Origin of the sequence: Streptomyces sp. NPDC042638, from assembly GCF_040647235.1 — a bacterium.
Taxonomy (GTDB): domain Bacteria; phylum Actinomycetota; class Actinomycetes; order Streptomycetales; family Streptomycetaceae; genus Streptomyces; species Streptomyces rameus.
In genome coordinates this window covers 100,373-118,902 of record NZ_JBEZBT010000001.1, presented here as the reverse complement: position 1 = coordinate 118,902, position 18,530 = coordinate 100,373, and the positions used below count along the sequence as shown (strand labels likewise).

General features: G+C 72.2%; 14 protein-coding genes and 1 pseudogene. 7 read left to right on the top strand and 8 right to left on the bottom strand.

The genetic code is table 11. The features are described 5' to 3' along the window. Positions 1–19 precede the first annotated feature (19 nt). The 3 genes from pfkB to AB0B40_RS00535 form a co-directional block, all read right to left on the bottom strand. Positions 20–967, bottom strand: coding sequence for a 1-phosphofructokinase (pfkB, locus tag AB0B40_RS00545; protein WP_345048245.1), 948 nt, complete (start codon positions 965–967; stop codon positions 20–22). Further along, entirely contained in the window at positions 964–1,725 is a 762-nt protein-coding gene (locus tag AB0B40_RS00540; protein WP_345048247.1) for a DeoR/GlpR family DNA-binding transcription regulator, read from the bottom strand. Before AB0B40_RS00540 ends, pfkB begins: the two co-directional genes overlap by 4 nt. A 290-nt stretch (positions 1,726–2,015) precedes the next feature. Next, positions 2,016–3,602, bottom strand: coding sequence for an MFS transporter (locus AB0B40_RS00535; protein ID WP_345048248.1), 1,587 nt, complete (start codon positions 3,600–3,602; stop codon positions 2,016–2,018). Positions 3,603–3,664: 62 nt separating this feature from the next. Between AB0B40_RS00535 and AB0B40_RS00530 the strand changes: the two genes are divergently transcribed. Next, complete coding sequence (locus tag AB0B40_RS00530; RefSeq protein WP_362261746.1) at positions 3,665–4,651, top strand: YafY family protein; 987 nt, start codon at positions 3,665–3,667, stop codon at positions 4,649–4,651. Between the two features lie 827 nt (positions 4,652–5,478). Here the strand turns inward: AB0B40_RS00530 and AB0B40_RS00525 are convergent. Continuing rightward, positions 5,479–5,865 (bottom strand): annotated as a pseudogene (locus AB0B40_RS00525) (TetR family transcriptional regulator); the annotation flags it as partial. Positions 5,866–6,741: 876 nt separating this feature from the next. Further along, positions 6,742–7,740 carry a sigma-70 family RNA polymerase sigma factor gene (locus AB0B40_RS00520; protein WP_345048251.1) on the bottom strand — a complete coding sequence of 333 codons (999 nt, stop codon included), beginning with the start codon at positions 7,738–7,740 and terminating at the stop codon, positions 6,742–6,744. Between the two features lie 193 nt (positions 7,741–7,933). Here AB0B40_RS00520 and AB0B40_RS00515 point away from each other — a divergent pair, with 193 nt between their 5' ends. Further along, positions 7,934–8,473, top strand: coding sequence for an N-acetyltransferase family protein (locus AB0B40_RS00515; protein ID WP_345048253.1), 540 nt, complete (start codon positions 7,934–7,936; stop codon positions 8,471–8,473). Between the two features lie 10 nt (positions 8,474–8,483). Here AB0B40_RS00515 and AB0B40_RS00510 read toward each other — a convergent pair whose 3' ends face one another. Continuing rightward, positions 8,484–9,275, bottom strand: a complete 792-nt coding sequence (locus AB0B40_RS00510; RefSeq protein ID WP_362261742.1) for a class III extradiol ring-cleavage dioxygenase — start codon at positions 9,273–9,275, stop codon at positions 8,484–8,486. Positions 9,276–9,381: 106 nt separating this feature from the next. Here AB0B40_RS00510 and AB0B40_RS00505 point away from each other — a divergent pair, with 106 nt between their 5' ends. Next, a complete protein-coding gene (locus AB0B40_RS00505) occupies positions 9,382–9,891 on the top strand; it encodes a MarR family transcriptional regulator (RefSeq protein WP_345048256.1) in 510 nt (169 codons plus the stop codon). Positions 9,892–9,966: 75 nt separating this feature from the next. Here AB0B40_RS00505 and AB0B40_RS00500 read toward each other — a convergent pair whose 3' ends face one another. Together AB0B40_RS00500 and AB0B40_RS00495 are read right to left on the bottom strand one after the other, a co-directional pair. After that, the gene (locus AB0B40_RS00500) at positions 9,967–11,505 is read right to left on the bottom strand and encodes an MFS transporter (RefSeq protein ID WP_345048258.1); all 1,539 of its coding nucleotides are present in this window, start codon (positions 11,503–11,505) and stop codon (positions 9,967–9,969) included. A gap of 307 nt (positions 11,506–11,812) precedes the next feature. Next, positions 11,813–12,460, bottom strand: coding sequence for a helix-turn-helix domain-containing protein (locus AB0B40_RS00495; RefSeq protein WP_345048259.1), 648 nt, complete (start codon positions 12,458–12,460; stop codon positions 11,813–11,815). Between the two features lie 278 nt (positions 12,461–12,738). On the opposite strand from AB0B40_RS00495, the gene AB0B40_RS00490 reads away from it, so the two are divergent. The 4 genes from AB0B40_RS00490 to AB0B40_RS00475 all read left to right on the top strand — a co-directional run bounded on the left by AB0B40_RS00490 (position 12,739) and on the right by AB0B40_RS00475 (position 18,493). Further along, positions 12,739–14,016: a M6 family metalloprotease domain-containing protein gene (locus AB0B40_RS00490; RefSeq protein ID WP_362261738.1), complete on the top strand. Its 1,278-nt coding sequence runs from the start codon at positions 12,739–12,741 to the stop codon at positions 14,014–14,016. A 192-nt stretch (positions 14,017–14,208) separates the two neighbouring features. Next, on the top strand, positions 14,209–15,831 hold the full coding sequence (locus AB0B40_RS00485; protein WP_345048262.1) for an IclR family transcriptional regulator C-terminal domain-containing protein: 1,623 nt from the start codon (positions 14,209–14,211) through the stop codon (positions 15,829–15,831). Between the two features lie 622 nt (positions 15,832–16,453). Beyond that, complete coding sequence (locus AB0B40_RS00480) at positions 16,454–17,458, top strand: FAD-dependent oxidoreductase (protein WP_362261734.1); 1,005 nt, start codon at positions 16,454–16,456, stop codon at positions 17,456–17,458. Positions 17,459–17,515: 57 nt separating this feature from the next. Continuing rightward, the gene (locus AB0B40_RS00475) at positions 17,516–18,493 is read left to right on the top strand and encodes an L-threonylcarbamoyladenylate synthase (RefSeq protein WP_362261731.1); all 978 of its coding nucleotides are present in this window, start codon (positions 17,516–17,518) and stop codon (positions 18,491–18,493) included. Positions 18,494–18,530: the final 37 nt, after the last annotated feature.

The following is an 18,530-nucleotide window of genomic DNA, read 5'->3' as shown; positions in this document are numbered from 1 at the left end:
CCGGGCGTCGTGGCGGCCGTCATGGTGACGGCTCCGTCAGTGCGCGGCCGAGGGGGATGTCCGTCGTGACGGTCACGGCCGCGGGGTTCAGGTCGGCGGGGGTCGGCATCACGCTGCCGGGGAGCTGGACGGCGGCGGCGCCGTGGGCGACGGCGGAGGCGAGGGCCTCGGGACCGGTGCCGCCCGCGATGAGGAAGCCGGCCAGAGAGGCGTCGCCGGCGCCGACGTTGCTGCGGACGGTCGACACCCGCGCGCTGCCGAACCACGCGCCGCTGTCCGACACCAGGAGTTGACCGTCGGCGCCCAGGCTCGCGAGTACGGCGCCCGCGCCCATCGCGCGCACCTCCTCGGCCGCCTTGAGCGCCTCGCCCACGGTCGTCAGGGGGCGCGCGACGGCTCCGGCGAGCTCCTCGGCGTTCGGCTTCACCACGTCGGGCCGCGCGCGCAGCGCCTCCAGGAGCGCACGCCCCGAGGTGTCCAGGGCGATCCGCGCACCTCCGGCGTGCGCCCGCGTGACGACGTCGGCGTACCAGGAGGGCGCGAGCCCCCGGGGCAGGCTGCCGCAGCACGCGATCCAGTCGGCCTCACGCGACTGCGCGCGGACCGTGTCCAGCAGGAGTTCCTGCTCCTGCGCGGACAGTTCCGGACCCGGCGCGTTGATCTTCGTGAGCACCCCGTCGGACTCCGCGAGAGCGATGTTGGAACGGGTGGCTCCGGCGACCGGGACCGGCGCGACCTCGATGCCCTGCGCGTCGAGCAGCTCGGCGACGAGCGCCCCCGGAGCGCCGCCCAGGGGCAGGACGGCGACCGTGCGCCGGCCGGCGGCGGCGACCGCGCGCGAGACGTTCACGCCCTTGCCGCCGGGGTCCATGCGCTCGCCGGTGGCGCGGATGACCTCGCCGCGCTCCAGGGCGGGGACCTCGTAGGTGCGGTCGAGGGAGGGGTTGGGGGTGACGGTGAGGATCATGCGCGTACTACTTCCGTGCCGCCGCGCTCGATGGCGGCGGCGTCGTCCGGACTCAACCCGCTGTCGGTGATCAGCAGGTCCACATCGCTCAGGGCCCCGAAGCGGGCGAAGTGCTCCTGGCCGTGCTTGGCGGAGTCGGCCAGGAGCACCACCCGGCGGGCGGCGGCGACCGCGGCCCGCTTGACCGCGGCCTCTGCGAGGTCGGGGGTGGTCAGGCCGTGCTCGGCGGAGAAGCCGTTGGCGGCGACGAACAGGACGTCGGCGCGGATCTCGCCGTACGCGCGCAGCGCCCAGGCGTCCACGGCGGCGCGCGTACGGTGCCGTACGCGCCCCCCGATCAGATGGAGCTGGATGCCCGGGTGGTCGGCGAGGCGGGCGGCGATGGGCAGGCTGTGCGTGACGACGGTGAGGGACGCCTCCAGCGGGATGGCGGCGGCGAGGCGGGCCACCGTCGTACCGGCGTCGAGGATCATCGTGCCGTCCGCCGGCAGTTCGGCCAGGGCTGCCTTGGCGATGCGGTCCTTCTCGTCGGCGGCGGTGGACTCGCGCTCGGTGAGGTCCGGCTCGAAGTCGAGGCGGCCGGCCGGGATGGCACCGCCGTGCACCCGGCGGACGAGACCGGCGCGGTCGAGGGCCTTCAGATCGCGGCGAATGGTCTCCGCGGTCACCTGGAACTCCTCGGCCAGGGACAACACGTCCACCCGACCGCCGTCACGGGCGAGCCGCAGGATCTCCTGCTGCCGTTCCGGTGCGTACATGTCCGTTCGCCTCCGCGCGCTGCCGTCGGTCACGTCGGCCACGTCGGTCCCGACACCCGGATGCCCGATCGCTTCCGGAGATGCCCGAACGTGTGGTTTCAGTGGCAGGCTACGCCCGAGATTCCGATAAGTAAACAGGTCCGGACCCGACCCGGACATGAACGGACTTCGGTGCGGCCCCCGGTACTGCCCCCGCCGCCGCCCCGGGTGCCGGCCGGGCGCGGGCTTCCGCTCCCCCGGACAGCGTCGAGCCCGGCACCGTCCGGTGCCGGGCTCGATGTCGCACCAGGTCAGGAGACCAGCTCTGGCTCCTTCACCGTCTCCGGCGCCTCCTGCGCGGCGCCCTCCACGTGCTGCGCCGGACGCTTCGGCAGGGCGCACATCAGCAGGAAGATCACGCCCATGATCCCGGCGACGTACCACAGCGCGTGCTGGAAGGCGTGCACGAAGGCCGGCCCGACCTGGGCGAGGGCCAGCCGGTCACCGATCTGCCCGAAGAAGACCACCGACACCAGCCCCAGCCCGAGGGCGTTGCCCATCTGCTGCACGGTGTTGATCAGTCCGGACGCGGAACCGGCATGCTCGCGCGGCACCTCCGAGAGCACCGCGTCGGTCAGCGGGGCGACGATCAGCCCCATGCCGAGACCCATCACGACCAGCGGCGGAGCCATCTGCCACGGGGTGATGGCCAGGCCGTAGCGGTGGGCCTCCCAGAGGTAGATCAGCACGCCGGTGCCCATCACCAGCGCCCCCGCCTGGAGCACCTTCCGGCCGAACCGCGGGACCAGCTGCTGCACCGACAGCCCGGCCGCCACGGACACCGCGATCGAGAACGGCACCCCGGTCAGCCCGGCGCGCAACGGGCGCCAGCCCAGGCCGATCTGCATGTACAGCGTCCAGACCAGGAAGAAGATGCCGAGTGCGACACCGAAGACGGTCTGTACGGCGATGCCGGCGGCGAAGCTCTTCACCCGGAAGAGGGACAGTTCGATGAGCGGGGAACCGTCCCTGGCCGCCTTCCGTTTTTCGTACGACACCAGCGCCGCGAAGACGGCGAGCGCGCCGGCCATGCAGACGTACCCCCACAGCGGCCAGCCCAGTTCGCGTCCACGGGTGAGCGGATAGAGCAGCATCAGCAGGCCCAGCGAGACCAGGGTGACGCCGACGAGGTCCAGCTTCAGCGCCTTGGGGGCCTTCGACTCGGTGATGAAGCGGCGGCCCAGTATCCAGGCCAGGACGCCGACAGGGAGGTTGATGAGGAAGATGGGGCGCCATTCGAGGCCGAACAGGTTCCACTCCGTCAGCAGTGCGCCCAGCAGCGGACCGGAGACCGCGCCGAGACCGACGATCGCGCCGAACAGGCCGAAGACCTTGCCGCGTTCGTGGGCCGGGAAGGTGGCGTGCACGATCGACAGCACCTGCGGCACCATCAGCGCGGCCATGCCGCCCTGCAGGATCCGGGAGGCGACCAGCATCTCCGGGTTCGCCGCGAAACCGCACAGGGCGGAGGCGAGGGTGAAGCCACCGATACCGATGAGGAACAGCCGCTTGCGGCCGTGGATGTCACCGAGCCGCCCGCCGGTGATCAGACCGGCGGCGAAGGCGAGGGCGTAGCCGGCGGTTATCCACTGGATCTGGCTCACCGAGGCGTGGGCGGACCGCTCGATGGACGGGATGGCGATGTTGACGATCGTGACGTCCACCAGGTCCATGAAGGCCGCGGTCATCACGATGGCCAGAGCCAGCCAGCGGGCTCGGTCGGGGGCCGGTCCGGAGGGCGCCGTAGCGGCGACGGCGGGGCGCCGGGTGCCCGTCCCCTGCGGCTGGTCGCGCGGTTCCCCACGCTCCTGGGAGGCGTTGCGGTCGTTCGGAGTCATGAGGGGAGGCTAGAACGCCATTAGGTCAGGCCATGTCCTAGATCTGCGGCATCCTCGGACGTATGACGACGGACACTCCGGCTCGGCTGCTCCAGCTCCTCTCCCTTCTCCAGACTCCCCGCGAGTGGCCCGGCGGTGAGCTGGCCGATCGGCTCCGGGTGTCCCGCCGTACCGTGCGACGGGACATCGACCGGCTGCGGGAGCTGGGTTATCCGGTGCAGGCGACGAAGGGCACGGACGGCGGGTACCGGCTGGTCGCGGGCAAGGCCATGCCGCCGCTGGTGCTGGACGACGAGGAGGCGGTCGCGATCGCGGTCGGGCTGCGTGCCGGGGCCGGGCACGCCGTGGAAGGGGTGGACGAGGCGTCCGTCCGGGCCCTGGCCAAGCTGGAGCAGGTGCTGCCCTCCCGGCTGCGCCACCGCGTGTCCACGCTGCAGGCCGCCACCACGCCGCTGACCAGCGGGGACGGGCCGAGCATCGCACCGGAGACGCTGACCGTGATGGCGTCGACGGTGGCGGGGCGGGAGCGGCTGCGGTTCGCCTACCGCGACAAGGACGGCAGCGCGTCCCGCCGGCTGACCGAGCCGCACCGGCTGGTGTCGACGGGGCAGCGCTGGTACCTGGTCGCGTACGACCTCGACCGGGCGGACTGGCGCACCTTCCGGGTCGACCGGGTGAGCGAGCCGTTCGCGACCGGAGTCCGGTTCGCGCCGCGGGAGTTGCCGACGGGAAGCGCCGCCGAGTATCTGCGGCAGTCGATCCACCGGCGGCAGGAGACGTACCGCTTCGAGGTGCGGTTCGCCGCGCCCGTCGAACAGGTCTCCGCGCGGATGCCGAGGATGCTGGGCACGCCCGAGGACGACGGCACGGGCGGCTGCGTCCTACGGGGCACCACCGGCGGTCCCGTGGAGTGGCTGGCGGTACGGCTGGCGATGGCGGGGTGCGAGTTCACGGTCCGCGGGCCGGGAGAACTGGTGAACACCGTCCGGGAGTTGGGCGGTCGCTTGAGCAGGGCTGCCGCGGAGACCGGCGGGGCGGACGCCGGGTGAGCGGGCACCGGGGGCGGACGCCGGGTAGAGGCGGACACCGGCGGGCTGGGCGGACACCGGCCGGCCGGACACCAGGTAGCCGGAGGCTGGGCTGGGGACATCTGGTGGGCGGACGCCGGGTGAGGGGGCGGCGGCTGGGCGGATGCCCGGCGGGACGGCCACCGGCCGGGGGACGCCAGGCAGGCGGCGCCGGACACCGGCCGGACGGCCACCAGGCAGGCGGGGGCTCGGTAGCCGCCAGGCAGGCGGGGCCGGGTGTGGTTCCGTACGGAGGATCCGGGCGCGTCAGGGGCGTAGGGCCCGCCGTTTCTCCCCGGGCTTCCGTCCAGCTACTTCCCGGTCTCCGGCCCGGGCACGTCTGCCGGCGTGCCCCAGTCGAAGGCCCGCAGGGCGCGCAGGTTGCGTACGGCCAGGGCCGCCGGGCCGTCCGGGCTGGTGGGCAGGGTCGTCGTGGCGGCCCAGGACTCCACGGCCACGCGCACCGCGGCACTGGCCACGGCCGCGGCGAAGCGGAGATGCGGGGTGATGCGTGCCGGGTCCTGGGTGAGCCCCGCGGGATCCGGGGCGGGTCTCCCCGCGTCCATGGTGGACCGTGCCGGTTCCGAAGCCGGCCGCACTGAAGCCGGCCGCACTGCTTCCGCGTCCCCCGTCTCCCGGGTGGAACCAGGGGACCCGGGAGAGCCAGGGGAACCAGAGGAACCAGAGGAACCAGGGGTCTGCCCCGCCGGGCCGGAAGCAGTGGGCGGTACGGCCGGGCCGTCCTCCTCCGCGCCGGACACCCGAGACGCCGGGCCGCCCTCCGGCCCGGCCGCGTCCCCCTCCCTCTCCGCCAGGATCTCCGCCAGCGCGCCCTCCGACGCCTGGCACACCTCCGCCCAGACCTTGCGCAGGGCCGGGCTGGTGTCGGCCAGGCGGATCAGGGTGCGCAGCCATTCCCAGGACGCCGCCGAGACACCCAGGCCGGGGGTGAGTGTGTGGCGGACGGCGTGTTCCAGGGCCTGCGGGACAGCCAGCTCGGGCGGGGCCGTGCGGACCGCCTCGATCCAGCGCTGGGCGCCGGCCGCGTAGAGGGGGGCCACCGCCTCTTCCTTGGTGGCGAAGTAACGGTAGAACGTGCGCGGTGCGATGCCCGCGGCCTGGGCGATGTCCTCGGCGCGGGTCGCCCGCAGGCCCTGCTGGACGAAGAGGGCCGCCGCCGCCCGGGCGATCTCCATCCGGGTCTCGGCCTTCCGGCGTTCGGTCAGGGAGAGCGGCCCGGAGGCGGAAAACGGCTGGTGGGCGGCGCTGGGGGTGGTGCTCATCCCGGCAGGCTATGCCCGTGTGGCAGAATCTGCCATCCGGCGGTCCACCCCGGGGTTCAGGTACGGGGTGGGCCGCCGTTCCAGCAGGTCCGCCCCCCGCTCATCGAAGCCGTGTGACCGCGCCGGCCCTGACCGTTCCTCCTGGCGAGCGGGCCGAAGGCCAAGCCGAAGCTGCCTCTCGTCGCGAGAAAAAGCCGGGCTCCGGCGCCCGGGGGGGGTGGGCGCCGAAGCCCGGCTCGGGAAGTCCCGGCGCCGGGGGGGGATTGCGTCGGGACGTGGCTCAGATGGAACCGGCCGGTGACCGCCGGCCGGTGCCCGGCGACCGGTGACTGACCGGCTGCCGGGGTGCGGTGCGTGTGGGGTGCGGTGCGTGTGTGGGGGCGTGCGTGCGGGCGCAGGGGGAGTGCGGTTCGCTTTACGGAGCCCGATTCCGGGCCCGGAAGGGTTGTTCCCTCGGGCCCAGCGGTTGAAGCGACAGGACCGCGCCATGTTTGCGCCGTCTTTCGCCACGGGCGTGCGCGCCGCGCAGTGTGTCGTACCCGGCGTGTCGTACCCGGCGACCCCGCGTGTCGTACCCGGCGCGGCGCCACGCGTCCTGCCCGGCGCCTACGGACCGCAGGCGGCGGGCACGGGCACCACGGCAGCCCTCGCGTCGCCCCTCACAGCCGGCTCCGCGCGCCCTGCGGCGGGAGCAGCCACGGCACGGCGGCGCGGTCCGGGCGGCCGCCCTCGGCCGACCCGTACGGCTCTCACCGCCCGCGGCGTAGCAGCGCCCGAAGCCGGGCGCCGCTACGCCGCCGCGTCGAAGCCGGTGTCGCGGGCCAGCTTCTTCAGTTCGAGAAGCGCGTGCTTCTCGATCTGGCGGATACGCTCGCGGGTCAGACCGTGCTCCTTGCCGACCTCGGTCAGGGTGCGCTCGCGGCCGTCCTCGATGCCGTACCGCATCTTGATGATGGAAGCCGTGCGCTGGTCCAGGCGGCCGATCAGGTCGTCCAGCTCCTCGCTGCGCAGCAGCGTCAGCACCGACTGCTCCGGCGACACCGCCGACGTGTCCTCCAGCAGGTCGCCGAACTGGGTCTCGCCCTCGTCGTCCACCGCCATGTTCAGCGAGACCGGGTCGCGGGCCCAGTCGAGGACGTCGATGACGCGCTCGGACGTGGAGCCCAGCTCGCCGGCGATCTCCGCGGGCTCCGGGTCGCGGCCGTGCTCGCGGTTGAACTCGCGCTGGACGCGGCGGATGCGGCCCAGCTCCTCCACCAGGTGGACGGGGAGCCGGATCGTGCGGGACTGGTCGGCGATGGAGCGGGTGATGGCCTGCCGGATCCACCAGGTGGCGTACGTCGAGAACTTGAAGCCCTTGCGGTAGTCGAACTTCTCGACAGCGCGCACCAGGCCGGCGTTGCCTTCCTGGACCAGGTCGAGCAGGGGCAGACCACTGCGCGGGTAACGGCGGGCGACCGCGACGACCAGGCGGAGGTTGGAACGGATGAAGACGTCCTTGGCCCGCTCACCGGCGGCGGCCAAGGCCTCCAGCTCCTCACGGGAGGCGTCCGTCCTGGACTCCTCCTCGCCGTCGAGGACCTGCCTCGCGAAGACACCCGCCTCGATGGTCTGGGACAGCTCGACCTCCTTTGCGGCGTCGAGCAGCGGCGTACGCGCGATCTCGTCGAGGTACATGCCGACCAGGTCGCGGTCTGCGATCTCGCCGCCATGAGCGCGAACACTGCTTGCCGAGTCGGCCGTCTCGCCAGTGGCGGACTTACGACGGGCGACGGCACGGGTTGCCATGCGTGCTCCCTTGCGATGGTGGGCTGGCGGGTGGTCCTGGCGAACGCCCGGCACCGATGGGGATCGTCTTGGGGACTCTCTCCGAGTGCCCGGCATCCGTGGGAAACAACGACTGGAATCCGGACAGAATTCCCAACCCGCCCCCCGAATTTTCTGATCATGCAGTACCCTGTCGGCCACCTTGGGAGGCAAGATGCCGTCGGAACGTGCTGAGGTGCAGGTCAGGCCGGGAGTCGAGGGTGACCTCGCCGCCCTCACGGCGATCTACAACCACTACATCCGTGAGACGGCCATCACATTCGATACCGAGATCTTCACCCCGGAGGAGCGACGCCCTTGGCTGCTCTCCCACCCGGAAGACGGCCCGCACCGGCTGATGGTTGCCACGGACGCGGGCTCACAGGAGATTCTGGGGTACGCCACATCCAGCCCTTTCCGGGCGAGGCCGGCGTACGCGACGTCCGTGGAGACCTCTGTGTACGTCGCCCGGCACGCCTCCGAAGGGGGCACCCCCCGTCGGCGCGGGGTCGGCACGGCGCTCTACGACGCCCTGTTCAAGGCCCTGGCCGGACAGCAGGTGCATCGCGCCTACGCCGGGATCGCCCAGCCCAACGACGCCTCCACCCGGCTCCACCTGCGCTTCGGCTTCCGGTACGTCGGCACCTACCGCGAGGTCGGCCACAAGTTCGGCCGCTACTGGGACGTGGCCTGGTACGAGAAGGACCTCGGCTGAGGCCCGTCACTCATCCGAACTGCACCGACCGCTTCGCCATTCCCATCCAGAACCCGTCGATCACCGACTTCTGCCCGTCCAGTTCACCGCCCGCCTCGGCCGCGCCCATGGTCACGAAGAGCGGGGCGAAGTGTTCGGTGCGCGGGTGGGCGTAGCGGCCGGCCGGGGCCTTGTGCAGAAAGTCGAGCAGCGCGTCCCAGTCGCGGGACTCCAGGGCGCGCCGGCCCCAGTCGTCGAACTCGGACGACCAGGTGGGCACGCCGCCGCCGGTGTGCCGGAGCGCTGCCAGGTTGTGGGTGAAGAAGCCGGAGCCGACGATCAGCACGCCCTCGTCCCGCAGCGGGGCGAGTTTGCGCCCGATGTCCATGAGGCGGACCGTATCGAGGGTGGGCAGGGAGATCTGGAGGACGGGGATGTCGGCGTCCGGGTACATCTCGACGAGGGGGACGTAGGCACCGTGGTCGAGACCCCGGTCGGGGATGTCCTGGACGGGGATGCCGGGGGCGCGCAGCAGCTTGCGGACGGAGCCGGCGAGGGCGGGGGCGCCGGGGGCGGCGTACCGGACCTGGTAGTAGTGCTCGGGGAAGCCCCAGAAGTCGTAGACGAGCGGGACGGTGTCGACCGCGCCGAGGGCGAGGGGGGCCTCCTCCCAGTGCGCGGAGACCATGAGGATGGCCTTGGGGCGGGGCAGGTTCGCGGACCAGGCGGCGAGCTGGCCGGGCCACACCGGATCGTCGGCGAGGGGCGGGGCGCCATGACTGAGGTACAGGGCGGGCATGCGCTCCTGGGCGGTGACGGACATCGTGGCGGCTCCCGACGGCTCCAAATGCTTTAACTCTCAAGTTCAATCGGCAACCCTACTCCTCACTTGTTCAAGTTTCAAGGAGATGGCTCGTACAGTGGGACACATGAACACGGCACCGGAACCCGCCGCACGGCACCGCTGGCTCACCGACGAGGAACAGCGCATCTGGCGCTCCTACCGGCATGCCACCACGCTGCTGGAGGACCACCTCGACCGGCAGCTGCAACGGGACGCGGGCATGCCGCACATCTACTACGGCCTCCTCGTCGGCCTCGCCGAGGCTCCGCGCCGCCGACTGCGGATGACCGAGCTGGCGATGCAGGCGAAGATCACCCGATCCCGGCTCTCGCACGCCATCGCCCGGCTGGAGAAGAACGGCTGGGTACGGCGCGAGGACTGCCCCTCCGACAAGCGCGGCCAGTTCGCCGTACTGACCGACGAGGGCTTCGAGGTGCTGCGGCGTACCGCGCCCGGCCATGTGACCGCCGTACGGCAGGCGCTGTTCGAGCGGCTGAGCCCGGAACAGCAGAAGGCCCTCGGCGAGATCATGGAGATCGTCGCCGAGGGCCTCCAGCCCGAAGAAGCGGGTGCGGACCTGCCCTGGCTCCGCTAGACCACCAGCTGGATCATCGGGCGCATCACCGGGTGGCTCGAGGATGACCCACCAGGCGGCTCACCGTACGGTCGCTCAGTGGGCCACCACCGGCACCGGCACCTCGTCCTCGGCGCCCTCGCCGGAGATCACGACGGTGGTGTCGGGCCGGCCGGCGTTGACGAAGGTGAACGCGATCAGCGAGGCGAGCGCCAGGATGCCGACGGCGACCCAGATCGCGGCCGTGTAGCCGTGCACCATGCCCTCCAGCTTGACCATCTGCTGCTGCGGCTTGGCGGCGGCAGCGGCGATGTGGTCCTTGATGTACGACGTGGTCGCCGAGGCGGCGATGGTGTTCAGCAGGGCGGTGCCGATCGCGCCGCCCACCTGCTGCGAGGTGTTGACCATCGCGGAGGCGACACCGGCGTCCCGGGGCTGGACACCCTGGGTGGCCAGGGACATCGCGGGCATGAACGCCGTACCCATGCCGAGACCGAGCAGCAGCATCGCGGGCAGCAGCAGCGTGCCGTAGGAGGAGTCGATCTCCAGCTGGGTCAGCAGCAGCATGCCGATCGAGGCGAGCAGGAAGCCGGGGCCCATCAGCAGCCGGGCCGGCACGCGGGTCATCAGGCGGGCGCCGATCTGGGTGGAGCCGGTGATCATGCCGGCCACCATCGGCAGGAAGGCGAAACCGGTCTTGACCGGCGAGTAGCCCTTCACGACCTGGAGGTAGTAGGTCAGGAAGAGGAACAGGCCGAACATGCCGATGATCGCGAGACCGAGGGAGAGGTAGATACCGCCGCGGTTGCGGTCGGTCACCACGCGCAGCGGCAGCAGCGGAGCCTTGACCTTGGACTCCACCAGCACGAAGGCGAGGAGCAGCACCGCTGACCCCACGAACATCGACACGGTCACGGTGTCGCCCCAGCCGTCGGACTCGGCGCGGGTGAAGCCGTACACGAGGGAGACCAGGCCGAGGGTGGACAGGATCACGCCGGGGATGTCGAGCGGGGAGCGGTTGCGTCCGCCCTCCGGCTCACGGATGACGAAGTAGGCACCGGCCGCGGCGACCACGGCGAACGGGACGTTCACGAAGAAGGTCCAGCGCCAGTCCAGGTACTCGGTGAGGAAGCCGCCGAGGATCAGGCCGACGGCACCGCCGCCGCCCGCGATGGCGCCGTAGATGCCGAACGCCTTGGCGCGCTCCTTGGCGTCGGTGAACATCACGGCCAGCAGGGACAGCGCGGCCGGGGCGAGCAGGGCGCCGAAGGCACCCTGGAGGGCACGGGCGCCGAACATCATCGTGCCGGTGGTGGCGGCACCGCCGAGCGCCGAGGCGGCGGCGAACCCGGCCAGACCCAGCACGAAGGCGCGCTTGCGGCCCCACAGGTCGGCGATCCGGCCGCCGAAGAGCAGCAGGCCGCCGAAGGCGAGGGCGTAGGCGGTGACGACCCACTGCCGGTTGCCGTCGGATATGCCGAGGTCGGTCTGGGCGGAGGGCAGGGCGATGTTCACGATGGTGGCGTCCAGGACGACCATCAGCTGGGCGAGCGCGATGAAGACGAGCGCTTTCCAGCGGTTGGCGTCACCGCTCGGGGCGGCGGCGCGAGGAGCCTTGAGGGCTGTTTCGGACATGGAGGTACCCACTTCGGGACTTCGGGACTTCGGGACTTCTGTGACGGAAGACGTGCTGGAAGACAGTGACGGAGGACGTGGCGCAAAGCGGTGCCGAAAAATGGCGAGAAAACGGAGTAAGGCGGAAAGGTGAAGAGGCAGGGAACGGCCCCAGGGGCCGCCGGGCTGTCGGGACTGCTGAGTTACTGGGCTACTGGGCTGCTGGGCTACTGAACTGCCGGAGTACTGGACGACTGGACGACTGGACTGCCGGGCTGCCGGGCAGCCCTGGCATGGGTGGACTGTTTGCGGGAGCTGGACTCATCGGTCAGGAGTTGCGCAGCTCCTTGATGCTGACGGCCCGACCCGGCAGGGCGGAGCGGGCGGGCGCCCGCAGACCGTCGAGGAACAGCTGCAGGTGGCGGTGGACGAAGCGGTCGCCGCGAAGACAGTCCGTGCCGGCCGGGGGCCGGCTCAACTGGCTCACGACGATCAGCAGATCGCCGACGCCGACGTCCGGGCGGAGCTGCCCGGCCTCCACGGCCCGGCCCATGATCTCCTCCACGAGCTGCTCGATGCGCTCGCGGGAGGCCACCAGGTCGGGGTGGTTCTGGTCGAAGGTGCTGGACACCATGGGGCACAGCGCGCTGATCCGCTCGTCGGCGGCGGCGTGCACGAAGTGCTCCAGGGCGGCGAAGGCGTCCCCGGTCTCCGCGAGGGCCAGTTCGGCCGCCTCGGCCGTGCGGTCCATGACGGAGCAGACGACCTCGCGGACGAGGGCGTCACGGTCGGGGAAGTTGCGGTACACCGTGGCGTTGCCGACGCCGGCCCGGCGGGCGATCTCGTCGAGCGGCACGTCCGGGCCGTCCTCGACGAACATCTCCCGGGCGGCGGTGACGATCCGCTCCCGGTTGCGCAGGGCGTCGGCGCGAGGCCTGGACACCTTGCGCACGGCGGGGACCGTCACGGCGGTCACGGGCACTCCTTGAGGTGGTGGGGGGCGATCCGGGGGGCAGGTCCCCGTTTCGCTCGGACACAGGGCTAAACGGGGAAGACGTCCCCGGTTATTTCCGGGCCGCCGAAAGAAAGCCTGTGACCTGAGACACAATCACCACCCGCCGGCATTCACCCTTCCGCGAACCCGCTTTCCCACCTTCGGTCTCCTCCAGCGCGCGCCGGTCGCCCCGCCGACACAGGGTGAGCGCAAGGGTGCAGCCGGAGTCCGGCGGCTGCCGTGGCGCGAAAGGTCCCTGCATGCAGCCGCAGCCGCCGCCCCGCCGCATACGCAGGCGCCGGGTGGCCGCCCTCGCCGTGGTGACCGCACTGACCCTCGCGGTCAGCACCTCGGCCGGGACCGGCCATCTGACGGCGCCCACCACCGCCGGGCCCACCGGCCTCGCCCGCTCCTCCGCGCTCGTCCCCTGCATGATCCACAGCGGCCTGGACGTGCAGATGACCGAGGGTCTGCCCACCCCGCCCGGCTACTCCCGCTCCACGGGCACGGTCCGCGCCCTGACCCTGATGGTCGACTTCCCCGACGCGCCCGGCCAGGGCAGCGCGATGGACCGCTTCCACGAGTTCTTCCCGCAGACCCAGGAGTGGTTCCGCACCGCGTCGTACGGCCGTCTCGACTACCGCCCCGAGACCCCCGTCGCCGACTGGCTGCGCATGCCGAAGAGCTTCCGGGACTACGGCATAGAGCGCGGCGCCCCCTTCGACCCCGGGTACCGGGGCCTGGTGCAGGACATCGTGGCCGCCGCCGACCCGAGAGTGGACTTCCGCAGCTACGACCTGCTCAACGTGCTCGTCACCCCGAACGCCGGCCCCTCCGCCCTGGACACCGTGCTGTCCGTGACCTTCGCCGGGAACGACGACGCCCCGGTCGCCGACGGCGTCCGCATATCCAACGCGTCCTTCGTCTACTCCCGCCAGGACGACGGCTCCGGCACCTACGACCGCACCGGCTACCGGGTACTGCCCCACGAGAACGGCCACACCTTCGGCCTGCCGGACCTGTACACGCAGGAGGGCGGGGGCGCGGTCGGTCACTGGGACATCATGAGCGAGGACTGGGGCGCCGACAACGACCTGCTCGGCTGGCACAAGTGGAAACTGGGCTGGCTGGACGGCGGCCAGGTCGGCTGCGCGGCGGCACGGGGCAGCGTGGAGTTCACCCTGTCCCCCCTGTACAAGCCGGGCGGCGGAAAGCTGGTCCTGGTGCCGGTCAACGCGCGCACCACCTACGCGCTGGAGGTCCGCGCACAGGGCGGCAACGACGAGGTGGTGTGCCGCCCGGGTGTCCTCATCTACCGGATCGACTCCTCGGTCGACACCGGCCGCGGCCCGGTCACCGTATTCGACAGCCACCGCGCCAGCGGCGGCTGCACCCGCAGCCCCAACGTCCACGCGGAACTCTCCGACGCCCCGTTCACCCCGGGCGAGAGCTTCAAGGACCCCCGGCACGGCATCGCGGTCCAGGTGATGAGCAAGGACGAGGACGGGAACTACCGGGTCCGGATCACTCGGGGGTGAGGGGTGGGGCCGGGGGCGCGGGATGGGAGGGGGGCCTGGGTACCGGTGTCTCCCGCACCCGGCTCCGGCACCCGGCTCCGGCACCCGGCTCCGGCGGACAGCCCCCGCGGCTGACCCCGCGCCGGCCCCCGAAAGGGGTTTACCGTAGGCGTGCCCCGTGCCCCGTGCCCCCGATGCCGTACCCGAGAGACGATGCCCGCGATGACCGCAGTGGATGCCGACGCGCGTGCCGGTGGGGCCGGGACGCCGGCGGAGGCGGTCGGGCCGCTGGTGCGCGGAGTCGGCGTACTGCGGCGGCTGACCGAGGCGGGCGGCGCGCTGAGCCCGAGCGCGCTGGAGCGGGCCACCGGACTCGCCCGCTCCACCGTGGACCGCATCACCGCGACGCTGTCCCGCATGGGCTACGTCCGCCTCGACGGCCGGGACGTCGTCCTCACCCCGGGCGTGATGGAGCTGGGCAACGCCTACCTGGCCGCCCTCCGTCTGCCCGCGCTGCTGGGCGCCCGTGCCGACGCCCTCGCCGACGAACTGGACGAGTCGGTGTCGCTGGCGGTCGCCGACCACGACGGCATCCGCTTCATCCACCAGGCCACCCGCCGCCGCGCGCTGTCCGTCAGCTTCCGCATCGGCGACCTGCTGCCGGCCGAACGGACCGCGCCCGGCGCGCTGTTCGCCGCCGAGTGGACGGAAGCCGACTGGTCCCGCTGGCAGGCGCGCCGAGCAGCGGACCCGCAGGACGCCACCTTCCCCGCCGTACCCCCGCGCTCCGAGTCCACCGACGGCACCGACTTTCCCGAGCGGGCGCAGCGGGCCGGGCGGGACGGCTGGGCTCTGGACGACCAGCTGATCGAGCCGGGCCTGGTCGCGGTGTCCGCCCCCGTACGGGATCCCGGCACCGGCCGGCCTGCCTGCGTGGCGAGCGTGGTCAGCCACACCAGCCGGCACTCGGCGGCGGACCTGCGCACCAGCCTGCTGCCCCGGCTGCGTACGGCGGTGGAGGCGATGGAGGCCGACCTGCGCACCGCATCCCCGCCCGAGCCCGGACCGGCGCCCGCCGGCCTCGCGACCTGGACGACGGCGTCCAAGCACGAGCTGGGCCGGGACTTCGTGGAGTCGCTGGCCCGGGGTCTGACGCTGCTGACGGCCTTCGGCGAGGGCCGCCCGGCGCAGTCCCTGACCGACGTGGCCCGGGCGACCGGCCTGTCCCGGGCCACCGCCCGCCGGGCACTGCTCACCCACGAACACCTGGGCCTGGTGGCCGCGCACGACGACCGCACCTTCACCCTCACCCCGCGCGTCCTGGACCTGGGCTTCCCTCCCCTGTCCCGGACGTCGCTGCCCCGCCTGGCCGAACCGCACCTGCGGGCCCTCGCGGACCGGGTGCACGAGCCGACGGCGCTGGCGGTGCTGACGGGCGACGGTACGGAGATCCAGTACACGGCCGGGGCGGGTGCGAGCCGTGTCCTGACGGTGCACATCACGGTGGGCGCACGACTGCCGGCCACCGCGACCTCGCTGGGCCGCGTCCTCCTGGCGGACACCGCCGCCCTGCCGCCCCCCGCTGCCGCGGAGGTACGGTCCCTGGGCTACGCCTTGGCCGACGAGGAGCTGGAGTCGGGCCTGCGGTCCATCGCCGTACCGGTACGCGACCGGGCGGGCCGTACGGTCGCCGCGCTGAACCTGTCCACGCACGCGGCCCGCCGCACCCTGGAGGACTGCGTGCGGGACCTGCTCCCCGCTCTGCGCACGACGGCCGACCGCATCCAGCAGGACCTCCACACCACGTCCCGCTTCACCCACGTCCCCCCGGTCTGATCTTCCGCCCCGGCCCCCACCCCACTCACGCCCTGATCCGGTACCCCGCGGACCGAGCGCCCACCAGGACGCCCACCCATGCCTTCGTGGGCCTTGCGGACAATTGCTGAGCCGCAGGTCAGGGGCTTGTCGCGACGGGGCCCTGGAACGCCGCTCATCACTTTTGGGAACGCGAGGGGCGCTTTCGAAGGTCAGTCAGGATGCGAGACGTGTCCGCGCTGGTGGCCGTCGGCGTTTGTGAAGAAGGCTGCCGGGTCTCAGGGACTGGCGTCCGCGCGCTGCCGTGTGGGAGCGCGGCGTTCACCTGCCGACTCTGAGCGGTCAGAACGCGGCTCGGCCAGAAGTCGGTGAGGGGTGAGGGTTTGATCCCGCCCCGTAGAAGGCCTGCTATTCGGTGGGCGCGGCTGCGTACACGGTCGGGGTCGCTTCGAGTGCCGGCGGGGATGGTCCCGGCATGCCATGTCGTGTTCGGTTGCGTCCTGGGAAGTGGTGTACGGGTTCCCACCTGATCCGGGTGTTTGGCCTGGCGTCGGAGTGAGGGCCCGTCCTCCTGAAGTCGACCCCGGACGCCACGGACCTGTCCGCTCCCGAGCCGGGTGGACGGCTGGCGGACTTCCGCAGGGTGCACGGTGAGTCGGAGCTGACGGAACTGACGCCGATCCCGTGCGACGTGTTCGTGCGCTACGGGCAGTGGTTCCAGAAGCGGTACGTCGGTGACGTAGAGCCGGCCAGCGTCGCCGGCGTCGACCGCGGCACTTCCGCGTTCGTCGTAGGACTCGACGACGGCCGGCAGCTGACGGCGGCGGCCGTCGTGGTGGCGACGGGATTGAACGGACTGGCGTACATGCCCGAGGAGTTGCTGCGCCTCGCGCCGGGAGGGCCGGGAGCCGGGGCCCTGGTGTCACACACCAGCCACCACAGCGACCTGCCGCGGTATGCCGGACAGCGGATCGCGGTCGTCGGGGGAGGCCAGTCCGCGCTGGAGAGCGCCGCGCTGCTTCATGAGGCCGGAGCCCACGTCCAGGTGCTGGTGCGGGAGCGGCGCGTTCTGTGGGGCTCAGTTCCACAGCTTGGCCGGCCGTGGCTGCAGCGGCTCGCCAAGCCCGCTTCGCCCCTGGGAACGGGCTGGACACTCGCCGCGGTCTGCCGGGCACCAGGCGGGGTGCGGCGGCTCCCCGCCGCGGCCCGGCTGCTGCTGTTCCGCCGGGCGCTGGGCCCCTCGGGCGGCTGGTGGCTGCGCGAGAGGGTCGAGGATGTCGTGCCAGTGCGCACCTCGTGCAGCGTCACCCGCGCCGAGGCATCCGGCTCCACGGCCCGGCTGGAGATCACCGGTCCGGGCGGTTCGGAGCCTCTGGCCGTCGACCACGTGCTGGCCGCCACCGGCTACCGCCTCGACATCGACGCGCTTGCCTTTCTCGCCCCGGCGCTACGGCGCGGCATCGTCTGCGTGCCCGGCTCCAACGCCCCTCAACTGACCAGCACGTTCCAAACATCCATGCCTGGGTTGTACGTCACTGGTTCGCTGGCCGCCCCGATGTTCGGCCCCATGATGCGGTTCGTCGCAGGAACGGAGTACGCCGCCACTCGCGTCGCCCGCGATGCCCCCCGATGGGTCGTCGCTCCATGAGCCTGGACCACCTCATTCACGGAAATAAGGGGTGGGAAAAGTGGGAGTATTGTCGGCATGACGGCAAGAACCACTGACATCGAGAAGGCGGCCGGTGTGCTGAGCGCCGGCGGCCTGGTGGCCCTCCCGACCGAGACCGTCTACGGCCTGGGCGCCAACGCCGAGGACTCCGCCGCCGTCTCGCGCATCTTCCAGGCCAAGGGACGTCCGCCGTCCCACCCGCTGATCGTCCACATCGGCAGCGCAGAGCAGCTGGACGACTGGGTCCAGGACGTGCCCCGGCCGGCGCGCTTGCTGGCCGAACACTTCTGGCCGGGACCACTCACGCTGGTCCTGCGACGCGGTCCCCGCGTGCCCCTCGAAGCGACCGGTGGACTGGAGACGGTGGCCGTGCGCGTGCCCGACCACCCCGTCGCACTCGCGCTGCTGGCGGCCTTCGGCGGCGGTGTCACGGCCCCGTCCGCCAACCGCTTCGGCCAGGTCAGCCCCACAACGGCGGACCACGTCCGTGCCGAGCTCGGTGATGCTGTCGACTTCGTGCTGGACGGCGGTTCCTGCGAGGTCGGCGTCGAGTCGACCATCGTCGACGTCACGAGCGGGATCCCGAGCATCCTGCGGCCCGGCGGGGTGACGCGCGAGGACCTCGAAGCGGTGCTGGGTTTCCCGCTCGCGGTCCCCTCGACCAGTCGTGTCCGGGTGCCGGGCCAGCATCCGTCGCATTACGCACCGCGTGCTCGGGTCGCCCTGGTCGAGCCGGAGAAGGTGGTCACCGAAGCGGAGCTGGCGCAGGAGCTGGGGCACCAGGTGGGCGTATTTCTCCCCCCTGCCCTCGCCGACGCTCCGGTCAAGGCACACGCCGTGGTGGCGGTCCCCGGTTCGGTGGCTGCCTATGCGCGTGGGCTGTACGGCTTCCTGCGCGAGCTCGACCGGCTGGGGTGCGACCTCATCATTGCGTCCTTGCCGGTGGAGGAGGGACTGGGACTGGCGATCGCCAACCGGCTCCGCCGCGCCGCGGGGCCCCGGCCCACCGTGTGATCAGCACCGACGCCGTGTTCACTGCTCACGCAGACGA